The sequence below is a fragment of the Psychrobacter sp. 1Y11 genome (assembly GCF_052259045.1).
Taxonomy (GTDB): domain Bacteria; phylum Pseudomonadota; class Gammaproteobacteria; order Pseudomonadales; family Moraxellaceae; genus Psychrobacter.
In genome coordinates this window covers 211,732-236,515 of the sequence record NZ_JBQQER010000001.1, presented here as the reverse complement: position 1 = coordinate 236,515, position 24,784 = coordinate 211,732, and the positions used below count along the sequence as shown (strand labels likewise).

Below are 24,784 nucleotides of genomic sequence, written 5' to 3'. Positions count from 1 at the left end.
AAGCTGTCTTAAAAGCTTAGCTTACCAACGGTTATTCTGAATCATAATCATCGCTCAACACCGCTATAAGCTGCTGCATATCTTCTGGGATCGGCACGGTGACCTCGATGTCCTCACCAGTAAACGGATGCACAAACCCTAAAGCGTAAGCATGCAAAGCTTGACGCGGAAAACTACCGATAGTTTGGCGCTGCTCCTCGCTTAAGCCAGCACGCAACTGACGACGACCGCCATAGACCCGATCACCAACGATAGGATGGCTGATATGACTCAAGTGCACTCGGATTTGATGCGTGCGTCCGGTCTCAAGCGCGACATCTAATAAACAGTAGTTTTCATTCAAAGGGGTGATCTTCAATAGATGGGTGACTGCTTCGCGTCCAGCAGTCATAACCGTCATTTTGGTGCGCTGATTGCGGTGGCGACCGATAGGCGCATCGATCCTTTGATGCCGTCTCAAACTGGCCTGATCCCCGGCCACCACACACTGATAATGACGATATACACTCTTATCTTTAAGTTGCTCCATCAGCGCCATTTGCGCCGGTTTCGTTTTACCGATCAATAGCAGTCCTGAGGTGTCTTTATCAATACGATGCACCAAACCTGCGCGCGGCAAATGGTGCTGCTGCGGATAGTGATATAATAGCGCATTAACCAGCGTGCCTGTTTGATTGCCGGCGCCAGGATGCACCACCATGCCAACTGGCTTATTGATGACGAGTACCGCTTCATCCTCATAGACGACTTCGATAGCGATATTTTCTGGCTGATCTTCACTATGCTGCTGTAGCGTCGTGGATAAATGTAAAACGTCAGCATCCTTTACCCGATATTTGGGTCTTTCTACATTGCCATTGCACAGCAAACTACCGTCAGTGATCCATCCTTGAAGCTGCCCGCGCGAGAAATCAGTAAAGACTTGTGAGGCGAGCTTATCGATGCGTAGGCCTGACTCTTTCTCAGTCACTGTATGCGTTACATCAATGACTTCTAATACGCGTTGACCCGCTAGCTGAGAGCCTTGCTGCTCATCGCCCGATTCTTCATCGTCTTCTATCTCTTCATCAATAAGACCATCATCAGCAAGAGAGTCATCTTCAAAGTCTGCTAACACTGTTTCATTTTCGATCAGGTCATCATCAGCATTTAGGGTTGTATTTGTGGCATTATCATTCATAGCATATTCAGTCGTCGTAAAGTCACCATAGTGCACTTTATAGAAATGTAGATAATTATTTGATAATTAAAATCACTAACTATCAAAATAAAATACCCGTTAATTAATGCTATATTGTAGCATGGCAAACGCTCAGACCCTACAGCGTCATTAAGTTATCTGTTATTAGGGCGGTTAAGTAGTTCACATGCATTTATTGCCTAGTTAGAACGCTCTCTATAAATCTGGCTACCAAAGTCTGCCCAAAATAGACGCGCTCATATCTCTGGAATATAACATCGTAGTAACTTCCTGTATATTTACCCCCAGTTGCTCTTTTCATTATCGCTCATTGATGCCGCTCATGCTAAACTGTTGCCGTAGCGGTTTTGGGCTTTATTTACCTTCATTCAGTAGCGCTTATTTAACTTAGGCTTAATGATATAATTGATAACCGTCTTACTCTAGTTTATTTGGGTTCGGCTATATATTCAGTTGAGTATACTAAGTTAGGCACAATGTTAGGTGTTGGAAATTATGTTAGGTAAAATCGCTAAGCTTGCGAAAATAAACTGTGAAAAAATAGACGAAGCTTGCATTATTCTATAAAGTAGGCAGAACTTTTGCTAGTAGCCTATCGATTGGTGCTACTACTGACTTTTATCATTAACCTGTTATGTTGCATAGTAGCGTCGCTGCTATTATGCCTTTTGTGCGGAGAGAAGTATGCGCCCTGTAGGCAACACGTTTATCAAACTATCTTCAATAACCTTGCTTACCTTAAGTGTAAGCTTGGCCGGCTGCCAGACTTTCAAAAACCTAACAGGCGATGATGTAGATGCCGTCGAAACGGCTGAAAAGTCTGAACAAGCTTATTATAACGATGCCATTGCACAAATCGACAAAGGCCGTTATAACCAAGCCATCGATGACTTGAATAACTTGCGTACTTTTTATCCTACTGGGCCTTACGCAGAGCAAGCACTGCTTGATGTGATGTACGCTCAGTACGCTAATGGTAGCTATGAGCTCGCTGCCGCCAGCGCCGAACAGTTCATTCGTCTTTATCCTTCTAATCCGCAAGTCAGTTACGCCTATTACGTACGCGGAGTAGCTAATATGGAAGGCTCATCTGATGGCTTAAAAATCTTCAAAGTCAATCAAGCGGAGCGTGATACGGCTTATTTACGTCTTGCCTTTGCCAACTTCCAAGAGCTGGTCAATAAGTACCCTAATAGCCCTTATTCTCCTGACGCCGCTCAACGTATGACCTTTATCTACAATCAGTTTGCACAAAGCGAGCTGACGGCGGCTAACTGGTATATCGAGCGCGAAGCTTATGTCGCTGCCGTCAACCGTGCCAAATGGGTCGTACAGTATTACCCGCTGAGTGAGTCCGTTCCTGAAGCGCTAGCTATCTTAACTTACGCGCATCAAAAGCTTGGTATTACTGATCTTGCGCAAGAGTACCAAACGCTACTACAGATCAACTATCCAAGCTGGTTAACTAATGATGGCCGGGTTAAAATCAATACCAAACGTGATAGCTCTTGGATAAATAAGCTGACCTTTGGCAAGCTTGGTCGTTCCGGTATTAGCGAGTCGTCTATAGCAACGGACCAATATACTGGCGCGACCAAAGAGCAGATCGTTCGTAGTGCCACTCAGCTACGCTTGCCAAGCGACAATGCAGCAGCAACTAGCGATGCCAATGCCTCTATAAGTAACCTTGCTACAGGCGGAAATCGCGGTGTCAATATCGGTCTAGGTCTGCCTGAAAATGAAAGCGAGCGCATCACCGACCAAGCGAGCACCGGCTCTACTGCCAGATCCGCTATTGTCAATCCGCAAACCACTAACCCTGTGCGCCGCTCTACGCTACCTGATGATAATACTAGCGAGCGTATTCAGCTCACGCCAGCAGATACTGATGTCGTTGAAGAAGACGCTGAATAGTCTGCTGACTAATATTGTATTAAATTATGACGTAAGTGGATAAATATAAGGTCAACGCTATCGTTGGCCTTATTTATTTTGAGCTAATATTAGCGAGCTTCATTATGAAATATGGGTAAAGTTATCCCTAAATATTTCATCAAAACCAACTGCTGAGCATAATCTCGCTCGGACTCTGTGCTAAAATAATTATCCTTATGAGTATTCCTAACCATATTCTCGAGCAATTAAATAGCCAAGCTGACTTGATCAGCATTATTGGTCGGCATACTACGCTCAAACGGGCGGGCTCTGAGTACAAAGGCTGCTGCCCTTTTCATGGTGAAAAATCGCCTTCCTTCTACGTCAATCCACAAAAAAACATCTATCACTGCTTTGGTTGTAGCGTCGGCGGCAATGCGATTAGTTTTTTGCGCGATTATGAAAACCTCACCTTTATGGAGGCAGTGAACGAGCTGTCTAAGCAGACGGGCATCGAAGTCCCAAAAGACGAGCAAAAAAACGTCAGCTACCAGCGCATTAAGCCTAAGCCCATTGCTCAACCCTCGTCTCATAAAGCGGTAGAAAATATATCTGCGCCGGTTCAGCAAACTTCTGATATTGCACCTGACTATCATAGCGATTACGCGTTCTATGATAACCGTGAAAATAGTGATTATTCTGATAGCTATACTAGCGACATGTCCGCAGCTATAGCTTACCCTACAGATTATAACCCTATCGATGATCAACAGCCGCCTGATTGGCTTATGGCTGATGATTATTCGGTGACGCTTGTAGATAATAGCGTCAATGAACAAGACGGTAACTTATATGAGCTGTTGACTCAGATTCAGCAGTTTTATCAGCGTAATTTGCGCACGCATCCGCACGCCAAGCATTACTTTAGCGCCCGCGGTATCACTGAGCAGAGTGTTGAGGATTTTGGCTTAGGCTACGCGCCTTTTGGCTGGCAGCATCTTGAACATGAATTTCCACAAGACATAGCAGGGCTAAAGGCTTTAGGACTGGTGCGCCAGTCGGAGTCAGGTCGTGATTATAATCTATTGCGTGATCGCGTCATCTTCCCGATTCGTGACAATCAAGGGCGGACGATTGGTTTTGGTGGTCGCGCTCTCGATGATGAGGTCAAGCCTAAGTATATTAATTCCTCAGATTCGCCAGTCTTTCATAAGCAGCATGTGCTCTATGGTTATTATGAGTCGCGCCAGCAGCGGGCTAATGATTGGCTCGTCGTTGAAGGCTATATGGATGTCATCGCGCTATATCAAGCGGGCATTTATGGCGCGGTGGCCTCTATGGGTACGGCGATCAACGAGAGTCAAATATCGAGACTTTTGACCTTAAATCCGACACTCACCTTAAGCTTCGATGGCGATAGCGCCGGACAAAAAGCCGCTTGGCGTACGCTCGAGGTGGCGCTACCGGTACTCGCCGATGACAAAGAGCTTAGGTTTTTGACCTTGCCGAATAACCATGATCCCGACACCTTTATTAAAGCTCATGGCAATGAAGCTATGCGCGAGCAAATCAAAAACGCCATGCCGCTGTCGCAATATATCTTTGCTTACTTAAGCGAGCGTTATGACATGAGCTTAGCAGAAGGCAAAGCGAAGCTCATGTCGCAAGTGCGAACACTGACGGCATCCTTGCCAAAAGGCAGTAGCTTTCGCTATTTGCTTAACAACGATATCTATCAAAAATTGGGAGGCAAACGCAGTCAAAACAGCGAAGCTAAGGATGCCCTGTTAGACTTTGATGGCGATATGACCATCAGCCAACAGCTGCAACTGTGTTTTTTATTCCAGCCTCTAGCCTTGAGTGAAGATCCTATTGAGATGATTTGGCAGCAAGCAGGGCTCAATAGCTTACACTTGCCTGCCCACATTCAGCAAAAAGCTTCGAATGACGCCATGCGAGCTTTGGTTTGGGAGGATTTGCAAGATGCCCCTCTCATAGATGTGGTTAGTACGATTAAGCGCTGTATGAATTATTTGCCAAAAGATGCCAACGCTGCGGCGCATTTTATATTATCCAATCTTGCAGCTAGCACTCAAGAGTCACTAAGCCGCAGCTGGGGTCCTTTTTATAAAACCTTAAATACCAGAAACATTTTGAGCTTGGACGCGCTGATTGAGACTCTAGTCATGCAACTACTGCAGCTACATATGCAAAAAAAGACCCAAGAGCTGATAAAAAACCCCAATCATGTCAAATTAGCCATCGTCAGAAAACAAACCCAGCACCTCAATGATTGGATGCGGGCGCAGCAGGCCGAACAATCCGCGCAAATGATCGGCAGCTGAGTAGATTTCTGCGACTTGCCTATCGCTATAGATTAGCTAGGACGGGTTTAATTTACTTTTTATCTTAGCGAAGCCCTTTAAAACCCTAGAGGCTGACCCCATCATCTATGATAATGCTCAACAAGCTTTCAAGATCAGCGGTTAAAAAACTATAGATTCTAGCGTCTGCGCTGATTAGCCGTATTCTGTTTTCATAGGTCTGTGTTAAACTACGCCGTTATCAGCTTGATTTGAGCGATTTGAACCAATTTTTTATTATTTTGTTTTTGCTATTTTTATTTATAGTTTATTTACAGTATTGATGTTTTTGAGCCCTTATTCATATCAACTCATTGTCATAACAGATGACGATTAATCGCTAAGCTCACTGGTCAATCCAAGCGTTTAGCCTTTATATTTTTTTATGACAATGCCCGATGCAAGCGAGTAATTATGAACGATAAGTCCTTATCTAATTCCACCTCCCAGCTAGCTACCTTAATCCAAATGGGTAAAGAGCAAGGCTATCTCACCTATGCTGAGGTGAATGATCAACTTCCAGACTCTATTACCGAAAGCGATCAGATCGAAGATATCGTACAAATGCTGACGGACGTCGGGATCAAAATCTTTGAATCTGCCCCTGATGCTGATGATATCTTGATGAGTGATGATTCAAGCGATGATGATATGGCAGCGGATGAAGCAGCAGCTGTACTTGCTTCTGTGGAGACAGAACCTGGACGCACCACCGACCCTGTACGTATGTATATGCGTGAGATGGGCACCGTCGATCTACTGACTCGTGAAGGCGAGATTGCTATCGCTAAACGTATCGAAGAAGGGATCCGCGATGTGCAACATGCGATGGCCTACTGGCCAGGCACGGTACAGTTCGTGCTTGATGAATATCAAAAGGTTCAAGAGGGTGAGAAAAAACTCTCTGATGTGATCACCGGCTTTTTAGATCCTGAGACCGAAGAAGATCGCCTGGCAGCAAAAGAAGAAAAAGATCGCGTTAAGGAAGAAAAAGAAAAAGCCCGCGAAGAGAAAGAAAAAGCGCCTGTCATCAAAGCCAAAGATAAGAGCAAACTCGATGACGACGAAGACGAAGATGAAGACGACGTCGAGGAAGAAGAAGCAGAAGAGGAAGAAAGCGGCGGTATCGACCCAGAAGCCGTCCGCCTACGTGTTGAGGAGATCGAAGGTTTATTTATCACTGCCAAAAAAGCCTTGATCGAATATGGCCGAGGTAGCGAGCAAGCAAAAGCAGCTTATGCCTTACTTGCTGAACGCTTTATGATGCTCAAGCTGAACAATCGCATGTCTGATCAAGTCATGGCGATTATGCACGATGTCTATGATGATGTGCGTAAGCAAGAGCGTCAGATCATGCGTCTGGTCATTCGCCGTGGACGTATGCCGCGTAGCGAGTTCCGTAAGACCTTCCCAAGTAATGAGACCAACGTCGACTGGCTTACAGAGCGCCTCAAAGGTAAGCCTGCCTTTGCTGAGACTTTAGAGAAAGTCACTGACGATGTGATTCTTTTACAGCGTAAAATCCGTGATTATGAGCAGCAGCTCGATATGGAAATTCACGACATGAAAGATGTTGCACGCCGTATGGCGGTTGGTGAAGCCAAAGCACGCCGCGCCAAAAAAGAGATGGTAGAGGCTAACTTACGCCTAGTCATCTCGATCGCCAAAAAGTACACTAACCGTGGTCTACAGTTCTTGGATCTCATTCAAGAAGGTAACATTGGCCTGATGAAAGCGGTCGATAAGTTTGAATATCGCCGCGGTTATAAGTTCTCGACCTATGCCACTTGGTGGATCCGTCAGGCGATTACCCGCTCAATCGCCGACCAAGCGCGCACCATTCGTATCCCGGTGCATATGATTGAGACGATCAACAAAATCAACCGCGTCTCGCGTCAGCTCTTGCAAGAAATGGGCCGCGAGCCCACGCCTGAGGAATTAGGCGAACGTCTCGAGATGGACGAAGTTAAAGTCCGTAAAGTACTGAAAATCGCCAAAGAGCCGATCTCTATGGAGACACCTATCGGTGACGATGAAGACTCGCATTTAGGTGACTTTATCGAAGATGGTACTATCTCAAGCCCTGTTGATGACGCAACCTCAGCGGGTTTACGTGAAGCCACTCGTGATGTACTAGGTAACTTGACCGAGCGTGAAGCACGCGTGCTCAAAATGCGTTTCGGTATCGATATGCCGACCGATCACACTCTAGAGGAAGTCGGTAAGCAGTTTGACGTTACTCGTGAGCGTATTCGTCAGATCGAAGCCAAAGCGCTACGTAAGCTGCGCCACCCTTCTCGCTCTGAGCACCTACGTTCATTCCTTGAAAATGACTAACATAGGTTCTTGAAAAAGCGCTGTTGAAGCCTTATAAAGAAGGCAAGACAGTAGCAAGCAAAAGTAAAAAAGCTGAGCGAGTCTCAGCTTTTTTGTGTGCAGCTAAAAGATATTAATCTTCAAAAACAATAAGGGTTTCATTATGAGTAACGATCCAAAAAACAATCCTGACAATCAGCAAGCCAACAAAAGAGACGTCAAAGTCACCGAATTAGTGGCCAATGACGGCATCTTAAAAGGTAAAAAAACGGACATTCAAAACCCAGAGCTGTGGGAATTTCCCATGAACTATCCGATGAGTGTGATCGGTCATGAGGGCGAGCATGAGACTCTACTTAATGAGCTTAAACTTATTTTAGGCAGTCAGTTCCCTGATTTTGATTTAGCTTCTATCGAAGTCAAACCTTCAAAGACGAATCGCTTTCATTCAGCGCGGGTCAATTTGTATCTGACTAGCGTTGAGCAAGTTAATGAGCTTTACGCGGCGCTCGATAACGCCCAAACGGTACGTATGGTGGTATAAAAAGCAAGTCTCTTGCGAGCTGCTGCCAAAACGAGTTACCGAGCTATCTAAGCTAAGCCGTTATTTGGTGAGTCATACCTCTTTGTATATCGAAAAGCACATCGAAAATCGTCACTGTTTAGGTGACGATTTTTTATGGCATTGACTGGGCTTATCGGGTACAATCTCTGCCGCTATTTTGCTCTTCGCACTGCTGTTATCTGTGTCAGAGATATCAAATTAGCAAAAATAACAAGCAAGCTATTTTTTATAAAAAATTTTATTAATCTTTACATATCTTCTAAGCCTTATACCATCGCTCTTTGCTTAAATTCAGCGCCTCAACAACATAAATTCAATCTAAAATCAATATAGCATTTTCAAAATATTCCCGCTATATTGTGTCTACTTACTAACAAATACGCTATATGTAGTGCTCAGAGGTTTTGTACCTTACTAGAGCCTTCGGTATTCTTTTGCCTAAAAAAAGCACGGAAGCTTTCTGGTTATAGCTTGCTTAATAAAAGAAGTCGATAACACTATAGGCCAGTTTTTGACTGGGTAACACGACTAACAATTGATAATTTATGAGGGCGGTATGACACATATTGATAATATCCAAGTAACCAAACGCGACGGACGCCTAGAGCCAATAGATTTGGACAAAATCCATAAGGTGATCGAATGGGCCGCTCACGATTTAAATAATGTGTCAGTCTCACAAGTAGAGCTCAAATCGCACATTCAGTTCTATGAAGGCATCAAAACCCGTGATATCCACGAGACTATCATCAAGTCAGCCGCTGATTTGATCTCAGAAGAGACGCCCGACTATCAGTATCTAGCCGCGCGCCTCGCAATCTTCCACCTACGTAAGATCGCTTATAACCAGTTCGAGCCGCCGCATCTATTCGACCATGTCACCACCTTAACCGAAGCAGGCAAGTACGACGAACATATCCTAAAAGATTACAGCCGCGCGGAATTTGATGAGTTAGAAGCCTACCTCGATCACTGGCGCGATATGAATCTTGCTTATGCTGCCGTTGAGCAAATGGCAGGTAAATATCTCGTGCAAGACCGCGTCTCTAAAACTGTCTACGAGAGCCCGCAGTTCCTTTATATGCTCGTTGGCATGTGTCTATTTGCCAATTACGATAAAGCTGAGCGCATGAGCTATGTCAAACGATTCTACGATGCGACCTCACAATTTAAAATCTCACTGCCGACGCCGATCATGTCGGGCGTACGTACACCATCGCGCCAGTTTAGCTCGTGCGTACTCATTGAGTGCGGTGATAGCCTTGACTCTATTAACGCTACCACTAGCGCTATCGTCCGTTATGTGTCGCAGCGCGCCGGCATTGGTATTAATGCCGGTCGTATCCGTGCCCTTGGTAGCCCAATCCGTGGCGGCGAAGCTCAGCATACCGGTTGTATCCCTTTTTATAAGCTATTCCAAACCGCAGTAAAATGCTGCTCACAAGGCGGGGTACGCGGCGGCGCGGCCACCCTCTTCTATCCGCTATGGCATTTAGAAGTTGAGTCGCTACTAGTGCTAAAAAACAATCGCGGCGTCGAGGACAACCGAGTACGTCACATGGATTACGGCGTACAGATTAATAAAACCTTGTACACGCGCTTGATTAAAGGCCAAGACATCACCCTATTCTCGCCTGATGACACCCCTGGTCTCTATGATGCCTTTTTTGAAGATCAAGACAAATTTGAAGAGCTATATACCAAGTACGAAGGTGACGAGTCCGTACGTCAGCGCCAAATACCAGCGGCGGATCTATTTAGTCTCATGATGCAAGAGCGCGCTAGCACTGGCCGTATCTACATCCAAAACGTCGACCATTGCAACACCCATAGCCCGTTTGATGCCAGCATCGCGCCGATTCGTCAGTCTAATCTATGTATGGAAATCGCGCTACCGACGAAACCGCTTGATAACATCAATGACGAAACCGGCGAAATCGCGCTTTGTACGCTATCGGCGGTTAATCTAGGTAAAGTCGAGAGCGTCAGCGATATCGAAGAGCCAGCTGAGCTGATCGTGCGCGCCCTCGATGCTCTCCTCGACTATCAAGACTATCCAGTCAAAGCCGCTGAAAATGGCAGTATGCGCCGCCGTACCCTTGGCGTTGGCGTCATCAACTACGCTTATTATCTTGCGAAGAATGGCGTGCGCTATTCAGATGATTCAGCACTAGGCCTGACCCATCAAACCTTTGAAGCACTGCAGTACTATTTACTCAAAGCGTCAAACAAACTCGCTAAAGAGCAAGGCGCGTGCCCAGCCTTTAACGAGACCACTTACTCGCAAGGTATCTTGCCGATTGATACTTATAAGAAAGACTTGGATAACATCTGCCAAGAGCCATTGCATCTCGATTGGGAAACGCTTCGTGGCGAGATTACTGAGCATGGTCTACGTAACTCTACCCTCACCGCGCTGATGCCGTCTGAGACTTCAAGCCAAATCGCTAACGCCACTAACGGTATCGAGCCCCCACGTGGTCTGGTCTCTATCAAGGCCTCAAAAGACGGCATCCTTAAGCAAGTGGTACCAGATATTGAGAAATTGCGTGGTCAATACGAGCTTCTGTGGCAAATGCCAAATAACGATGGCTACCTCAAGCTTATCGCTATCATGCAAAAATTCGTCGATCAAAGTATCTCGGCCAATACTAACTACGATCCGGTTCGTTATGAAGGCGGCCGTGTACCAATGAAAATCTTGCTCAAAGACTTGCTCAACGCATATAAGCTAGGCGTGAAGACGCTGTATTATCACAACACGCGTGATGGTGCCAATGATGCGCAAGCGGATATGGAAGATGATTGTGCTGGCGGGGCTTGTAAGATTTAGATTTACTTGAATTGCGGGCTTGGCTTTTGGAGTTAAGTCCGTTATCTATAACTAACATATAGTTGGAAAGTTTTAAAATTTGTTTGATATGACAAGTATCAAGCAATAAAAATGGCAAAGACGATTTCTCATCTTTGCCATTGGAGATATTAAATATTGGCGTATCTAATATCAGGGAGTTAAGACTATCGACTTCCACAAGTGGTAAGAAAACAGAATAACTTTCCATTGTAAGGCAGCTATTCTAATTCAAAACTTATCTCTTGTCCAAGACAAACCGTGAAGTGATGGTCACAAATATTTCAACTCAGGAGTAATGAGTATGGAGATTTATTGTGATACCGATAGTGATTCTGGCGTAAGCGCGTTTGAAGTCGGTACCGACTTTATAATTGTACGTTTTACGAAAGGTGGTACGTATCTGTATAACTATTTCACAACTGGCTCTCACCATGTCAATAATATGGTAAGACTGGCTAGAATGGGAAATGGGCTTAACAGATACATAAACTTAAACGCTAAACATACTTATGCTAGAAAAATAGCATAGGTATTTGGTATGACCTTAATGGTTTAGTGTTAGGGTGCTTCGACACCTTAGCACTATTAAGTATAAGTTGCTAAGAGGGATAAGAATTTGAATATTTCAGTTAGTAAAAAACATTTTTTGAGAATTACTACTTGGGATGATATTTATAAAATGAGTGGATATACTGACTCATTAGATCCTAAGAAGGAAAAATTAAAGCAAGTTATTAATAAATATGAACTTCCAAACAAGGGTAGATGCGGTTTATCAAATTGTCGCACACCTCACAATATTGGATGTATTGTTGAAACTGAATCTGGTAGGTTGACTAATTTAGGAAATGACTGTGGCAAGAAGTATTTTGGAGAAAACTTTACGTCTTTGAGTAACAAACTTAGCAAAGAGATTGATTACTCAAACAAAATCGAGAATATAAAATTAGCTAAATTGAATATTGCTGAAAATTATAGAAAATTAAATGCAATAGAAGCTGATTGGAAGAATATTGAAAGCGTTTATAGAGCTATAAAATCTGAAGGTCTTGATAGGCTATACGACCAGTTAGAACAAATGGAACATAGTAAGAGCTCTATTATTGCAATACAGCGTAGAGCTACAAAATCTGAGATTGAGATTGAAGAGGTTAGAACAGGAAAAGATGTTCAAGACCCTTTCTATATTTCTGATAACTTAGGTGACTTGAAAGGTCTAAACTATCTTACTGATAGAATCAAAATTAAGACCATCATTCTAAACAACAAAACAACTCTTGATCGTTTAAATGATTTTGACGAGGACAAGACAACTCTCAAAGAACTTAGCAAAATGATCAAAGAGAATGAAAAATTAAACGATAGTGTTCGTGAAGCTCATAGTATTATTACGGATGGCTTTAAGTTATTTAGTGCAGATAATATGAGACAATTTACGCCTTTGATAAGTAGCAAAAAGCATAGAAAATTAAAAAGGTTTTTAAATCATTGTTTTGAAAGCTAATAAGCCTAGGTCAAGCGAATCTTTCTTAGTTATAGGGTTAGCCTAGGACACCAATGATATGGAAATTGTGTTTAGAAGTTCGCGAGGTGCACCCTATAAACTATGCCCAAACGGAAGGAAGAGTCATTAAGAAAAAAGAAAGACGTCTTAACACGATCGTTTAGCCCCGACTGTAGCGGTATCCTGCCAACGACGATGGCGATGCAGTCTGTGGCTGGACGTAGTATCGAGGCAACAGGAATGCGGCCAGACACGATAGACTGCACGCCAGCGGCTAGGCAGATACAAGCGGAAGGCGGGATTGGCTACTTAAATAGTTAAGTTTAATAGATTAACAAATAAGACCTAATTTTCGTGCTAAAATTAGCCCTATATTTAGGACACAATATTAGTGGAGAATGAATCATGCAACCGATATTTGCGACACAGACAGCTAGCATCTCAGAGCTCAAGACCAACCCTTCGGCACTGATTAAACAGTCGGATGGTGAATCCGTTGCTATTTTAAATCACAATAAACCCGTGGCATATTTAGTGTCAACCGATATGTATGAGCGTATGATGGAAGCCATGGACGATATGGCACTTAGCCAAACCGTTAGCGCACGAACGAATGATGGGCAAGTACCTATAAAGGTTACATTGGATGACTTATAGTCTTGAGTTTCATCCTCTCGCATTAAAAGAATGGAAAAAGCTCGCGCCCAGTATTCAGCAGCAGTTTAAGAAGAAGCTGCAGCAGCGCTTATCAAACCCTCGTGTTCCTGCGTCAAAACTTTCAGGACATACAGATGCCTATAAAATCAAACTACGCACCATAGGCTATCGTCTGGTGTATATCGTCAAAGATGATGTAGTGGTCGTTTATGTGCTAGCCGTAGGTAAAAGAGAAAATAATAAAGTATACGACAGTCTTGCGACACGAAAACCATAATTGGAACATACAGACAAAACAAAAACGGAGGTCATAGACGTGCACTATACCGCAATTATCAAAGACGGTGGTTTGTTTATCCCTAACGTATTTTCAGAGATTAATGATGGTAGCTCGCACATTGTGCAAATAGAAGTGGACATCGAAGCCGCACGCGAGCAATTAGACCCAAGCGTTGCCTTAAACCAAGAAGGCATAAAAAAAGAAGTGACGAAAGCACCAAAGAAACCAGCAAAGCGTGTCACTAAGAAAACAGCGGCAAAACAGCCTCAAGACGAAGGATTAAGCCCACAGCGTAAAAGCGCTATCGATGAATTGGAAGCCTTAGATGATGGTGAGCTCAGCGAGATGCTCAAAGCTTATGTCAACGAAGGGCAGATATCTTTGGAGAACTTGTAGGGTATGCAATCTATATCAAACTCAAATAGCTATAGGAAGTTGCTATAATTAAACGATATTGAACAACCTTCTATAAAGGCGCAGACGATGACTGATGTAGATAATAAGAAGCAAAACGTATCACAATCAGCGCAGGATTTGGGGAATTGTGAAAAGCTGAGCGATGTAGAATTAATTGCAATAATAGAAGCTCGTATAGATGACGAGCAACTACCAGTACGAGTAACTTTAGACGATTTATAATTGTATAACGAACACTTTTATTTTTGCTGGGCTAAAGCCTCAGCCTACACCAACTAACAACCGTATAACCTATAAAGGCAGTTTCATGACTTATTCAATCTTTAATCAAACCGCAAATGATGCGATGAAAGAACCGATGTTTTTTGGTCAGCCGGTTAACGTCGCCCGCTATGACCAACAAAAGCACCCTATCTTTGAGCAATTGATTGAAAAGCAGCTGTCGTTTTTTTGGCGTCCTGAAGAAGTCGATGTCTCAAAAGACCGTATCGATTATAGCAATCTGTCCTCGCATGAGCAGCATATCTTTATCAGTAATCTCAAATATCAGACTCTGCTTGACTCGATTCAAGGTCGTAGCCCTAACATCGTACTGCTGCCACTGGTGTCGATACCGGAGCTTGAGACGTGGATTGAGACCTGGTCCTTCTCTGAGACCATTCACTCGCGCAGTTATACCCATATCATTCGTAATATCGTCAATGATCCGGGCGTGGTGTTCGACGATATTATGCAGAACGAGCATATCTTAGAGCGCGCCTCCGACATCGCAGGCTACTATGATGAGCTGTATCGCAACTCGCAGCTTTATAGCTTATACGGTGCCGGCACGCATAACGTCAATGGCAAAGAGATCAGCGTTGATTTACGCTCATTAAAGAAGCAATTATATCTGTGCATTATGGCGGTCAACGTGCTCGAGGCGATTCGTTTTTATGTGTCGTTCGCTTGCTCCTTTGCCTTTGCTGAACGTAAGCTGATGGAAGGCAATGCCAAAATTATTAAATTAATTGCTCGTGATGAGGCGCTACATCTGACCGGTACGCAGCACATGCTCAATCTTATGCGTAATGGTAAAGATGATCCAGAGATGGTGGAGATTGCCGCTGAGTGCCATGAGCAAGGCATTGAGATCTTCCGGAAGGCTGCTGAGCAAGAAAAAGAATGGGCGGGATATTTGTTCAAAGATGGCTCAATGATCGGACTCAATAAAGATATCCTTTGCCAGTACATTGAGTACATCACTAACTTGCGTATGGAAGCGGTCGGTCTACCCTCCGCCTTTCCAAATTCGAAGTCCAACCCGATTCCTTGGATCAATACTTGGCTGTCGTCTGACAACGTGCAAGTGGCACCGCAAGAGACTGAGATCAGCTCATATCTGGTCGGTCAGATTGATTCCGACTTATCGGATAGCGACTTCGATGACTTTGAATTATAAGATTGTGAGTTATAAGATTTTGAGCTATAAAGAGTTTTGATTTAGGTTTTATACTCGCAGCCAAGTTTAGGCTTTATTATGAACTAATGACGCATTATTTATAATGCTAGGTGAATAATGCTAAATGAATAATGTTAGGTGAATTATGACATGGGTAATGACCAGTAAGCAGCAGTTCTATTTACATGATGACGAGAGTCTCTTGGATGGGCTTTTGCGTACTGGCCATGAGGTTAATTTTCAATGCCGTGAGGGCTATTGTGGTAGCTGCCGCGTACGTCGTATCGCCAGCTCGCATGTGGTCGATTACCCCTTCCCGCCACTGGCAATGATTGAGGACAATGAGATATTGCCCTGCTGCTGCCGCGTACAAGGGGTTATCTATATCGATCATGAAACGATAAAGGACTAAGAATCTATTTTAGCTGGTAACCGTCCCTTTATTTCTTGCCTGTTTTATTTACTTCCTGTAAAAATACTCATAATCAGCATGGCCTGCAAACAATCCAGTAAATCGAAAAACGCCCTATCTCATCAGACAGGGCGTTTTTTATGGACGTCTATTAGTATTACTTAGATAATTAATCTTGCTTAAACAGGAGTGCTTAGGCAACTTAAACCATTATTGAGGGGCGCCTTCGTTTTCGAATAGCTTCATCAGCTCCTCGCGCATACGGTCACGCTCCTCCTCAGTCATCATCGGACGCTCCTGTGACTCACTGTGATAATTCTCTTCAGGGCCACCTTCCATAATGACAGGACGCTGTACCACTTCTTGTGTAGGCCGTTCTGCTAGAGTCACATCGATACTAGCGTTTTTGCCATTACGTAAAATTTGCGTATTTAGTATCGTATTAGGCGGTTTACGCGCGACATACTGAATTAGCGTATTGGCATCAGTCATCTCAACGCCATCGATAGTCAAAATAATATCACCAGTCTCTAAACCACTGAGCGCGGCAGGCCCTTGCGGTACGACGTTGAGCACTTCGACGCCTGTTGAGGTCTCAAGCTGAGTCGGATCGCGCAGCTGCGACTGAATCTCAATACCGAGCCAACCTCGGCTGACGCGGCCATCTTTGATCAGCGCGTTCATCACTTGCTCAACCAGCGCGGTTGGAATAGCAAAGCCGATACCCATCGAGCCGCCTGATCGCGAAAAGATAACGGTGTTAATACCGACCAGCTCACCGTGTGCATCAACAAGTGCCCCACCTGAGTTACCTGGGTTAATAGCGGCGTCCGTTTGGATGAAGTCCTCAAACTTATTGACACCAAGTCCTGTACGACCAGTGGCTGAGATAATGCCTTGCGTCACCGTTTGACCAACGCCAAAGGGATTACCAATCGCTAGCGCAAGATCACCGACGCGAATAGGCTCTTCACGAAACCCTAATGGTGTCAGCCCGGTCATATCGACGCGAATCACTGCTAGATCGCTATCTGGATCGGTACCGATGACTTTAGCACGGCTCTTACGACCATCGCTAAAGGCAACGGTAATCTCATCGGCTTTTTCGACCACGTGCGCATTAGTGACAATATAACCATCTTCAGAGACGATAACGCCCGAGCCTAAGTTAGTAGGTCCTGGGCCTTGTTGCTGGTCACCATGGTTTTCAAAGAATCGGCGCAATACTGGATCATCAATATAAGGATGCTCTGCCATCGCTTGCGTGGTATAGATATTGACCACCGACTGCGAAGCACGCGCCACGGCATTATGATAAGAGGAGATTGGCGCTGGCGTATCAGCGACTGGCGCTGAGGCTTCTTGTTCAGTAGGTGTCGTTCTTGGTGGCTCCCACGTTGCCTTCGAGGGCGTCTTCATACTCATAAATAGCCAAACAAACGCTGCAATTACTATTAATAATAAAGCCCAAGGTAACCACTTCAAAAGCGATACCTGGCTGTTAGGCTTTGGGGAAGACGACATAGAGAACCTCTGTAAATGTTATGCTAATGAATAAAACGCTGATAAATATTATAGTTTAGATAGGGCTACGATAAGCTTTTTTAAAGGCAAAAGCTAAATGAAAGAGACTATATGCAATAGCTACGCTCACCAATTATAGCTTCGCTTATTATACAGTAGTGAGGCATCGTGTAGCCTTTCAGTTATTATGCTCAAAGGTAATTTTATGAGAGTCTAAACTGATTAGTAGCACTCAATACAATGACTCTCGGTCTAACGGTACCAGCTATAGTGAATGCTAAATAAAAAGAGTACAGCTTTTACGGCGTGCTACTGGTATAAATTTTATAGTGGATGGACTATATCCGCTTCAAATAAGCATAATGAATTGACTTAATAGCGATATGTTAAACTAGACTCCATTTAAGTGCTTCATTTCAGCTGCAACGCAAAACCTTTTTACTACTTATTTATTTGTCCTACTTATCTAGGAAATGAAAGCCGTCAAACAATGAAAGTCATAATTAAAACAGCCAGGAGAACTTATGAACCAAAAGCATAATTTAGAATCTACTAGCCCGAATGCTAGTAACACCAGCAAGAGCGAAGTACCATCGATAAGCGCACAGGTCTTGGCCAAATTCTGTGATGATTATCTAGACGCCAATGCGTTTAAAGACTACTGCCCCAATGGTCTACAAGTCGATGGCGGGCGTCCTATTCAGCGTATTATCACTGGCGTAACCGCTTGTGAAGCTCTTATAGATGCGGCCATCGAAGCTGACGCTGATGCCATTATGGTGCATCATGGCTATTTTTGGAAAGGCGAGCCTGAGCCTATCACAGGCATGAAAGGCAAGCGTATTCGTAAACTGATGCAGCATGGCATCTCACTGATCGCTTATCATCTACCGCTTGACGCGCATCCGGTCGTAGGCAATAACGCCAAGCTTGCCGAAAGTCTAGGACTGACCATCACTGGTGCGCTCTACCCTCATGAGACCCATCCCGTTGGTAATATAGCAACTGGTAAGCCGCAAAGTGCAGCAGATTTGGTTGAGACGATTACCCAGACTCTAAAGCGTAAACCTTTGCACATTGCAAGTGACTTTTCGCTCGCTTGCGGCAACACTGATCAGTCACTTGCCCCAAACATAAGAAACAATAAAACCAGTGCTACCCCTTCAGCAAAAACAACGCCCAAGTATATTGAGCGTATCGCCATATGTACTGGGGGCGCGCAAGATATGATTGAACAAGCTGCTCTTATGAATTGCGACGCTTATATTTCAGGAGAAATATCTGAGCGTACCACGCACAGTGCTCGCGAATTGGGCATTGATTACTTTGCTTGTGGTCATCATGCGACCGAACGCAGCGGTATACAAGCGCTAGGAGAATTAGTTGCGAAACAGTTTGATTTGCCTGTGACTTTTGTCGATATTGTCAACCCTGCATGACCGTTAAGTTTTATTACTGCTTTGTTAACGTAGCTTGAATAATTGCTATATATTCCTCATAAAGTATAATTGTAAGAGAATGTTTTGCCATGAGACTTTCCATTAATAAAGCCTCCGGTTATGACCTTGATTGAGTACCGTTTAGTTTTTAGTTGTGATGATTTTCATAGTTATCTGGGTGTTCACTTCAATGTTGCATGAGATGTTAGTCCTTTCAAGGCATCCTACTTCGGTAGATCATTGTCATCGAAAGGCTAGCATTAGCGCTGGATAAGAGCTTATGAGTGGCAGTCGTAATACTATTAACGGCTCGCTATTTGTAGAAGGAAGTACTGTTAAAGGTTTGTTTACTATCTTACCTTTGATCAGGTCTATTGCTTCTGCTTTTATGCAATAACTTTTTCATGGCCTTACCTTAGTACCTTATAGTCCTAACGTCTAGTGAAGAAACTATACCTAGTTACTCTCTTCATTAATCCTATTGCGTCCTTAAGCTTATGGATGTTAGAGGCTATCGATAGTGCTGCTCTAACCAGCAGGTTTGACAAGCTCGTTCAGTCGACTATCTTATAGAGGTGCCAAGTGACACTTTGCTTATTAGACTACTATAATTAAGCTATTGCCTTAGCGATGAGTTTAAAAGTGTTGAAGACCTAAATTTATACGAAGACGAAGGTTTGAGTATATATTTCAGTCTAAGGGTAAGTAGGATGGCTACAATTAGGAGACATCCATGCAGCGTATTACTTATCGTGTAAAAGTATCCGCGCAAGGTGCTAGACGTCGTATTTCATATATATTACGTCCAGCTAGCCGTACACTTAGCACCAAAAGTAAGATCGTTCCATCGGCTAAAGTAACTCGTTTTGCCAAATCCAAAAAAATCGCTCAAGTATCTAGTATTGCGTTATTGTCTTTACCCGCTAGAAGCCTTACTACTATGGAGGTGCCAGTACCGACCTATGATCAGGTCATGCTAGATAAAACTTTAACCATAGCCGCTGTACCTGGGGATAGCACCTACTTTGCTACTGATGGTTTTCAGCATGGTTTTGGTTATGATCTGGTCCGCAGTTATGCTGACGAGCTTGGCGTCACTGTCGATCTAAAAGCTTATGCGACAGAAGAGACGGCGCTTGCGGCATTAAAGAATGGTGAGGCCGATATGGCCTTGACTACCGCTAGTACTCAGCTAACCAATCAGCTTAATCTTGCTTCAGTGAATCTAAGCTGTGGTTATGATACTAGCTTGACTAATAACGGTCTAAATCCAAAGGTAAGCTGGACGTTCAACGATGCTAGTGATTTGTTATCACAAACGGCTAGTAGTTATCTGTGTGATAATATCAAGATCAATAACACACAGAAACTCGCCGCTTTTTATAACCAAAAACTGCTCAAAGACGCTTATAGTCAAAATCACTTCCAGCAGACCTTGACGGAGAAGCTACCTGATTATCAGACTCAGTTCGAGCAGCAAGCACAGAACTATAATCATGACTGGGAGCTACTAGTAGCGATGGGCTATCAAGAGTCACATCTAGATGCTAACGCCGTCTCCCCCACTGGAGTACGCGGTATCATGATGCTGACCAATAGCACCGCAAAAGCTATGGGCGTCTCTGATCGCGTCGATCCGTATCAAAGCATTGGCGGCGGCGCTCGCTACTTAGAGCAAGTAAAAGCTGACTTTGCTGATGTACCAGAATCAGATCGGATCTGGTTTGCGCTTGCCGGCTACAATATGGGGCCTAATGCAGTCAAACGTATTCAGCGTAAGCTGCGTGAGCAAGGTATCGATGATAAAAGCTGGGCAAACGTATATGCCTACTTATCAGATAACAGAGCTTCCAACAGCCGTTACGGTCAAGCCATGCATTATGTCAGTAATATCAGAAGTTATCTTGAAACGATCAAGACCTATAGCGTGTAATAGATAGGATGCTTAATTTATAAAGCTTACTTTATAAAAAGTATTTAGCAATAAAAAGCTGCTCTTATTATTAAGAGCAGCTTTTTTTATTCTATATTAATGAGCTCATTAATATAGAACCAACTTGAGGCACGACTAGTGATTAGGTACGGTTAGACGCTGACCACGTTGTAGCATCGTATCAGGGGCGATATTATTCATATCAGCCAGCTCTTTGGTAGAGACGCCATATTTACGCGCCAGTCCAATCAAACTATCACCAGAACCCACGGTGTAGCTAACAGTCATCTTTGGCACTTTAATCGTCTGCCCGCGCTGCAGTTGCGCGTTTGTGGCTAAGTTATTGGTAGCAGCGAGATCGGCAACTGGTACCCCAAAGCGTGCTGCCAAAGCTATCAAGCCATCGCCTGATTGTACTTTGTAGTTCTCAGTATTATTCAGACTTTTACCCGTACTGGCCTTACTAGTCGATGAAACGCTACTAGCAGCGCTTGTCGTAGTATTAGAGCGACTGCCCGCAGCTGGAATCGTCAAACTGCGCCCTAATATAAGGTTTGAGGTGGTGCTTAAATTATTGGCGGCGGCCAAATCACTAACGCCAATTTTATAGCGGTTGGCTACGCCAATTAAGGTATCACCCGAGCGAATCTTATAGCTAATAGGTTTATCATTGAGCTTATTATCCACTTGTGATGCTGTTACTGGTACTTTAATAGTTTGACCGCGTTGCAATCGAGCTCTTTCATCAAAGCTACTGTTAACGGCTGCTACTTGCGCCGCACTAACACCCAAACTATTAGCAATACCTATGAGCGTCTCCCCAGATTTTACCTTATAATTACTGGTTGCCACCGAGCTGCTAGCACTAGCGGTACTACTACTTGGCGCTGTCGTATCCGCGTCTGCCGGTATCTTTAACGTTTGACCCACATATAGCGAATCTGTACTGCCTAGACCATTGAGATCAGCTAAAGCTTGAGTTGAGATACCAAACTGCTTAGCAAGTGCTATAAGCCCGTCGCCTGATTTAACTCTATAGCTCTTGGTCTCGGTAGTCGATTTTGCCCGGTTACGTGAAGGAGCAGCAGGAGTAACAGCAGGCGCGGTTACTTTACCTGGTACTAACCAAAGCTTTTGACCCCGCAGCAAATCAGCGCGGCTACTTAGATTATTATAAGTCGCTAACTGAGTGACTGATAAGCCAAAGCGATTCGCTGTACCTATCAGTGTATCGCCGCCTTGCACCACATAACTTTCAGGTTGAGCTGGCGTATTAACACTGCTTAAAGGCTCGATAGGTTTGGCATTATATAAGTATAGAGTACTGCCAGAGAGTAAGTTAGCCTTAGAGTCTATTTGATTCCACTCGGCAATATCACGCCAGCTCACCCCTGCACGGCTTGCAATATTAGACAAGGTATCACCACGTTTTACGGTATAAGTGCTACGTTTGCCTTGTGGCTTTGCTTTACTGTTAGCGCTGGTTGCAAAACTAAGCCGTTTCTCTTTACCACTAGCCTCTAACACAGATTGCTGAGTCTGTACGGCAGACAGTTTAATATTACCATCAACCGCGCTGACCACCTCACGCTGATCTGGGGTTTGTAATTGAATCTGCTTGGCAATAAAGTCGCGCTCTTCTTGGCTAAGCGGCGGCTCTTGCACGATAGTATTGTTACTTGTTATCTGCGCTGAAGTCGTCGGTAAGCTGTTGCTGCTTTTTAGCTCGGCGTTGATTTTTTGGGTTTCACTGCTAGTGATTGGCGGCTCAGTTCTGGTATTGCTAGTACTGCTGTATACTGAGCTACTCGAAGGCGTAGCAGCCGGCGAGATATAACTGGTCGTTTGCTGCGGTACGCTGGCGCTAGCAGCATATTCAGCCAGTCCGCCTCCCGTTGAAGGCAGTGATCCGCTGCTATAAGGCTTGCTGTTATAAATAGTCGATCCTGAGGTACTTGGCGTAGCAGCGGTACTTGAAGCTATGACATTACTACTGCCATTACCTCGTAGTGCACTTAGTTTTGCGTCGATATTGACATCGACATCGTTAGGGATAATGACTCGCTGTGGGCCTGAGCCATCAATACGGCCAGAAGTAAGTGCGGTGTTTAATCTTTCAAGCTCATCGTAGCTGACACCAGTGATTTGTGAGACTTCAGCCAAACTGACGCCATAGTTGGCAGGAACACTGCGAAAATGCTGACGATTAGCGATGGCAGGCAGATAAACCCCAAACTGTGATGGATTTGCGACGATTTCAGCGACTGCTAAGAACCGCGGCACATAGTTCATCGTCTCAGTCGGTAATCTTAGTGACCAATAATCTGTTGGTAATCCCTGTGCAGCATTGGCATCAATGGCTTTTTGTACGCGTCCAGGACCTGCGTTATAAGCCGCCAAAGCTAGCTCCCAACTACCGAACTGATTATGCAGCGCGGTCAAAAAGTCATAAGCAGCCCGCGTCGATTCGATAACATCACGGCGACCGTCATAAGTACTGCTTTGGTTCAGGCCATAGATACGGCCCGTACTTGGGATAAACTGCCATAAGCCTGCGGCGGCGGCACTACTAGTACCACTAGGATCATACGAGCTCTCGATAACTGGCAACAATGCCAACTCGGTAGGAATGTTGCGACGCTCCGCCTCGCGCACCGTATGATATAAATAGCGACTGGCGCGCGCGGTCAAACGGTTTAAGTAGTCTTGTCTACTCGTAAACCAGCCTTTCTGCCCTTCAATGCGTTGATTATAGATAGGGCGTCCAGCATTCATGCGATAACCGGCGCGCAGACGGTTCCACAAATCACCGTACTGTTGAATAGCAAGTTTATTACCCTCAACCATAGTCATGTCGCTGGCTTCTAATAGATCTGCCAGCTCATCTAAGCTTTCGGCATCCAAATAAGCCGTTGAATAATCATCGCTAGCTGTTGTTTTCGACGCCACAGTTGGCCGTTTAACAACGACAGGGGTTTGGTTTTTAGCGCCCGTGTTTTTTACTGCTGAGGTGTTACTACAGGCACTAATAAGTAGAGCTGACACGGCAAGAGTCAAGGGCAATGCGATGAACGAACGGGAGTTTGACGGCACAATAGACATGATAATGGCGGCTTCCTAGCAACAAGAATAGATAAAATTGAGAATAGATAAAAAAAGCTGACTTAAGATGAATCCTCAAGACTTAGATAAGAGTAAGCTCTAATAAAGCATAGTATAGCTTTTAACAAAGTTAGCTTTTAGCAGATAGTATAGTACGCAACATAAGACAAAAACCATAACTATCGCACAGATAATTGCTGGCTAAGCGTATAACTGTCATGTGTCTTTTCGCTTACTTCGATAAGTTTAAAGTGGCGTTTTATACCTTAGTAACCGTATCGAAAGCTTTAGCAAATGATTCAATAAATCATATCAATTCATTAGTTATCATTCACGACTTATCGTTCAGCAGTTACAGCTTATTCGTCATGACTAATTAGTTACGACTTATTAATTAATAGTCACTTGTGATACTGCTCTTAATAGTACAGCATTGCCCGTTGATAAGGTTAACGTCACCCTTGAGGTAGTCACGAATGAGACATTATTGCCATCCTTAACCCAGCTCTCCGTAGTGTTGACATTGGCTTTGGCTTGGTCTCCGGTAATGACAATATTATCGATATTAATGTCGTAGCGGTAGTTAGAGGTCTGGTTCCAACTGTTTTGTAATAATTTTAGATATGCATCTTTATCAAGGCTGGTTGATTTACCTTTTCTGGATAAAGAGATAAGCGCATCGTCAGACACCAAACGCGACACTTGGCTAATATTTTTGTTATTAGCCGCAGTCTTCATAGAGCTGGCATAGTTTTGTACTAAGCTTTGACTCATCGTAGCGGCTTGTGCACTAATAGCGACCATACTAGCTAGAGCCGTAATGGTAGTAACACTTGCACTCTTAATCAATAAAGCCAGTAGACCCTTACTGCTTAATCGTTTCATCTTCATCCTCAGCGGT

19 protein-coding genes are annotated in these 24,784 nt (G+C 44.1%); 15 read left to right on the top strand and 4 right to left on the bottom strand.

Annotated elements, in window-relative coordinates:
- Window positions 1-31: 31 nt before the first annotated feature.
- Window positions 32-1,180, bottom strand: a complete 1,149-nt coding sequence (locus tag ACTXGJ_RS00955; RefSeq protein WP_439240930.1) for an RluA family pseudouridine synthase — start codon at window positions 1,178-1,180, stop codon at window positions 32-34.
- A 705-nt stretch (window positions 1,181-1,885) separates the two neighbouring features.
- Here ACTXGJ_RS00955 and ACTXGJ_RS00950 point away from each other — a divergent pair.
- The 13 genes from ACTXGJ_RS00950 to yfaE all read left to right on the top strand — a co-directional run bounded on the left by ACTXGJ_RS00950 (window position 1,886) and on the right by yfaE (window position 15,885).
- Entirely contained in the window at window positions 1,886-3,115 is a 1,230-nt protein-coding gene (locus ACTXGJ_RS00950; protein WP_439240932.1) for an outer membrane protein assembly factor BamD, read from the top strand.
- Window positions 3,116-3,312: 197 nt separating this feature from the next.
- The gene (locus tag ACTXGJ_RS00945; protein WP_439240934.1) at window positions 3,313-5,421 is read left to right on the top strand and encodes a DNA primase; all 2,109 of its coding nucleotides are present in this window, start codon (window positions 3,313-3,315) and stop codon (window positions 5,419-5,421) included.
- 432 nt (window positions 5,422-5,853) lie between these two features.
- The gene (gene rpoD, locus ACTXGJ_RS00940) at window positions 5,854-7,776 is read left to right on the top strand and encodes an RNA polymerase sigma factor RpoD (protein ID WP_439240936.1); all 1,923 of its coding nucleotides are present in this window, start codon (window positions 5,854-5,856) and stop codon (window positions 7,774-7,776) included.
- Between the two features lie 142 nt (window positions 7,777-7,918).
- Window positions 7,919-8,299 carry a YbeD family protein gene (locus tag ACTXGJ_RS00935; RefSeq protein ID WP_443564817.1) on the top strand — a complete coding sequence of 127 codons (381 nt, stop codon included), beginning with the start codon at window positions 7,919-7,921 and terminating at the stop codon, window positions 8,297-8,299.
- 577 nt (window positions 8,300-8,876) lie between these two features.
- Entirely contained in the window at window positions 8,877-11,153 is a 2,277-nt protein-coding gene (gene nrdA, locus ACTXGJ_RS00930; RefSeq protein WP_439240940.1) for a class 1a ribonucleoside-diphosphate reductase subunit alpha, read from the top strand.
- Window positions 11,154-11,790: 637 nt separating this feature from the next.
- Window positions 11,791-12,678 (top strand): hypothetical protein, encoded by an 888-nt coding sequence (locus ACTXGJ_RS00925; RefSeq protein WP_439240942.1) that lies wholly within the window; start codon window positions 11,791-11,793, stop codon window positions 12,676-12,678.
- Window positions 12,679-12,780: 102 nt separating this feature from the next.
- Window positions 12,781-12,999, top strand: a complete 219-nt coding sequence (locus ACTXGJ_RS00920) for a hypothetical protein (RefSeq protein WP_439240944.1) — start codon at window positions 12,781-12,783, stop codon at window positions 12,997-12,999.
- A gap of 84 nt (window positions 13,000-13,083) precedes the next feature.
- Window positions 13,084-13,335 carry a type II toxin-antitoxin system Phd/YefM family antitoxin gene (locus ACTXGJ_RS00915; RefSeq protein WP_439240946.1) on the top strand — a complete coding sequence of 84 codons (252 nt, stop codon included), beginning with the start codon at window positions 13,084-13,086 and terminating at the stop codon, window positions 13,333-13,335.
- Window positions 13,325-13,612: a type II toxin-antitoxin system RelE family toxin gene (locus ACTXGJ_RS00910; RefSeq protein WP_439240948.1), complete on the top strand. Its 288-nt coding sequence runs from the start codon at window positions 13,325-13,327 to the stop codon at window positions 13,610-13,612. Before ACTXGJ_RS00915 ends, ACTXGJ_RS00910 begins: the two co-directional genes overlap by 11 nt.
- Before the next feature lie 39 nt (window positions 13,613-13,651).
- Entirely contained in the window at window positions 13,652-14,011 is a 360-nt protein-coding gene (locus tag ACTXGJ_RS00905) for a hypothetical protein (RefSeq protein WP_439240950.1), read from the top strand.
- An 87-nt stretch (window positions 14,012-14,098) separates the two neighbouring features.
- Window positions 14,099-14,254, top strand: a complete 156-nt coding sequence (locus tag ACTXGJ_RS00900) for a hypothetical protein (RefSeq protein ID WP_439240952.1) — start codon at window positions 14,099-14,101, stop codon at window positions 14,252-14,254.
- Between the two features lie 85 nt (window positions 14,255-14,339).
- Entirely contained in the window at window positions 14,340-15,473 is a 1,134-nt protein-coding gene (gene nrdB, locus ACTXGJ_RS00895) for a class Ia ribonucleoside-diphosphate reductase subunit beta (protein ID WP_439240954.1), read from the top strand.
- Window positions 15,474-15,618: 145 nt separating this feature from the next.
- Window positions 15,619-15,885, top strand: a complete 267-nt coding sequence (gene yfaE, locus ACTXGJ_RS00890) for a class I ribonucleotide reductase maintenance protein YfaE (protein ID WP_439240956.1) — start codon at window positions 15,619-15,621, stop codon at window positions 15,883-15,885.
- Window positions 15,886-16,095: 210 nt separating this feature from the next.
- Here yfaE and ACTXGJ_RS00885 read toward each other — a convergent pair whose 3' ends face one another.
- Window positions 16,096-17,409: a S1C family serine protease gene (locus ACTXGJ_RS00885; RefSeq protein ID WP_439240958.1), complete on the bottom strand. Its 1,314-nt coding sequence runs from the start codon at window positions 17,407-17,409 to the stop codon at window positions 16,096-16,098.
- Between the two features lie 524 nt (window positions 17,410-17,933).
- Here ACTXGJ_RS00885 and ACTXGJ_RS00880 point away from each other — a divergent pair.
- Both ACTXGJ_RS00880 and ACTXGJ_RS00875 read left to right on the top strand, forming a co-directional pair.
- Entirely contained in the window at window positions 17,934-18,848 is a 915-nt protein-coding gene (locus ACTXGJ_RS00880) for a Nif3-like dinuclear metal center hexameric protein (RefSeq protein WP_439240960.1), read from the top strand.
- Between the two features lie 733 nt (window positions 18,849-19,581).
- Window positions 19,582-20,781 (top strand): MltF family protein, encoded by a 1,200-nt coding sequence (locus tag ACTXGJ_RS00875; RefSeq protein WP_439240962.1) that lies wholly within the window; start codon window positions 19,582-19,584, stop codon window positions 20,779-20,781.
- Window positions 20,782-20,916: 135 nt separating this feature from the next.
- On the opposite strand, the gene ACTXGJ_RS00870 is transcribed toward ACTXGJ_RS00875, so the two are convergent.
- Window positions 20,917-23,883: a LysM peptidoglycan-binding domain-containing protein gene (locus tag ACTXGJ_RS00870; RefSeq protein WP_439240964.1), complete on the bottom strand. Its 2,967-nt coding sequence runs from the start codon at window positions 23,881-23,883 to the stop codon at window positions 20,917-20,919.
- Between the two features lie 390 nt (window positions 23,884-24,273).
- Window positions 24,274-24,768, bottom strand: coding sequence for a nuclear transport factor 2 family protein (locus ACTXGJ_RS00865; RefSeq protein ID WP_439240966.1), 495 nt, complete (start codon window positions 24,766-24,768; stop codon window positions 24,274-24,276).
- Between the last annotated feature and the right edge of the window lie 16 nt (window positions 24,769-24,784).

Bases quoted from the DNA above. Each gene is read 5' to 3' on its own strand.
- ACTXGJ_RS00915 (WP_439240946.1), top strand. From the start codon at position 13,084: ATGCAACCGATATTTGCGACACAGACAGCTAGCATCTCAGAGCTCAAG.
- ACTXGJ_RS00885 (WP_439240958.1), bottom strand. From the start codon at position 17,409: ATGTCGTCTTCCCCAAAGCCTAACAGCCAGGTATCGCTTTTGAAGTGG.
- ACTXGJ_RS00955 (WP_439240930.1), bottom strand. From the start codon at position 1,180: ATGAATGATAATGCCACAAATACAACCCTAAATGCTGATGATGACCTG.
- ACTXGJ_RS00880 (WP_439240960.1), top strand. From the start codon at position 17,934: ATGAACCAAAAGCATAATTTAGAATCTACTAGCCCGAATGCTAGTAAC.
- ACTXGJ_RS00870 (WP_439240964.1), bottom strand. From the start codon at position 23,883: ATGTCTATTGTGCCGTCAAACTCCCGTTCGTTCATCGCATTGCCCTTG.
- ACTXGJ_RS00950 (WP_439240932.1), top strand. From the start codon at position 1,886: ATGCGCCCTGTAGGCAACACGTTTATCAAACTATCTTCAATAACCTTG.
- yfaE (WP_439240956.1), top strand. From the start codon at position 15,619: ATGACATGGGTAATGACCAGTAAGCAGCAGTTCTATTTACATGATGAC.
- ACTXGJ_RS00875 (WP_439240962.1), top strand. From the start codon at position 19,582: ATGCAGCGTATTACTTATCGTGTAAAAGTATCCGCGCAAGGTGCTAGA.
- ACTXGJ_RS00945 (WP_439240934.1), top strand. From the start codon at position 3,313: ATGAGTATTCCTAACCATATTCTCGAGCAATTAAATAGCCAAGCTGAC.
- ACTXGJ_RS00910 (WP_439240948.1), top strand. From the start codon at position 13,325: ATGACTTATAGTCTTGAGTTTCATCCTCTCGCATTAAAAGAATGGAAA.
- ACTXGJ_RS00865 (WP_439240966.1), bottom strand. From the start codon at position 24,768: ATGAAACGATTAAGCAGTAAGGGTCTACTGGCTTTATTGATTAAGAGT.
- rpoD (WP_439240936.1), top strand. From the start codon at position 5,854: ATGAACGATAAGTCCTTATCTAATTCCACCTCCCAGCTAGCTACCTTA.
- ACTXGJ_RS00935 (WP_443564817.1), top strand. From the start codon at position 7,919: ATGAGTAACGATCCAAAAAACAATCCTGACAATCAGCAAGCCAACAAA.
- ACTXGJ_RS00920 (WP_439240944.1), top strand. From the start codon at position 12,781: ATGCCCAAACGGAAGGAAGAGTCATTAAGAAAAAAGAAAGACGTCTTA.
- nrdB (WP_439240954.1), top strand. From the start codon at position 14,340: ATGACTTATTCAATCTTTAATCAAACCGCAAATGATGCGATGAAAGAA.
- ACTXGJ_RS00900 (WP_439240952.1), top strand. From the start codon at position 14,099: ATGACTGATGTAGATAATAAGAAGCAAAACGTATCACAATCAGCGCAG.
- nrdA (WP_439240940.1), top strand. From the start codon at position 8,877: ATGACACATATTGATAATATCCAAGTAACCAAACGCGACGGACGCCTA.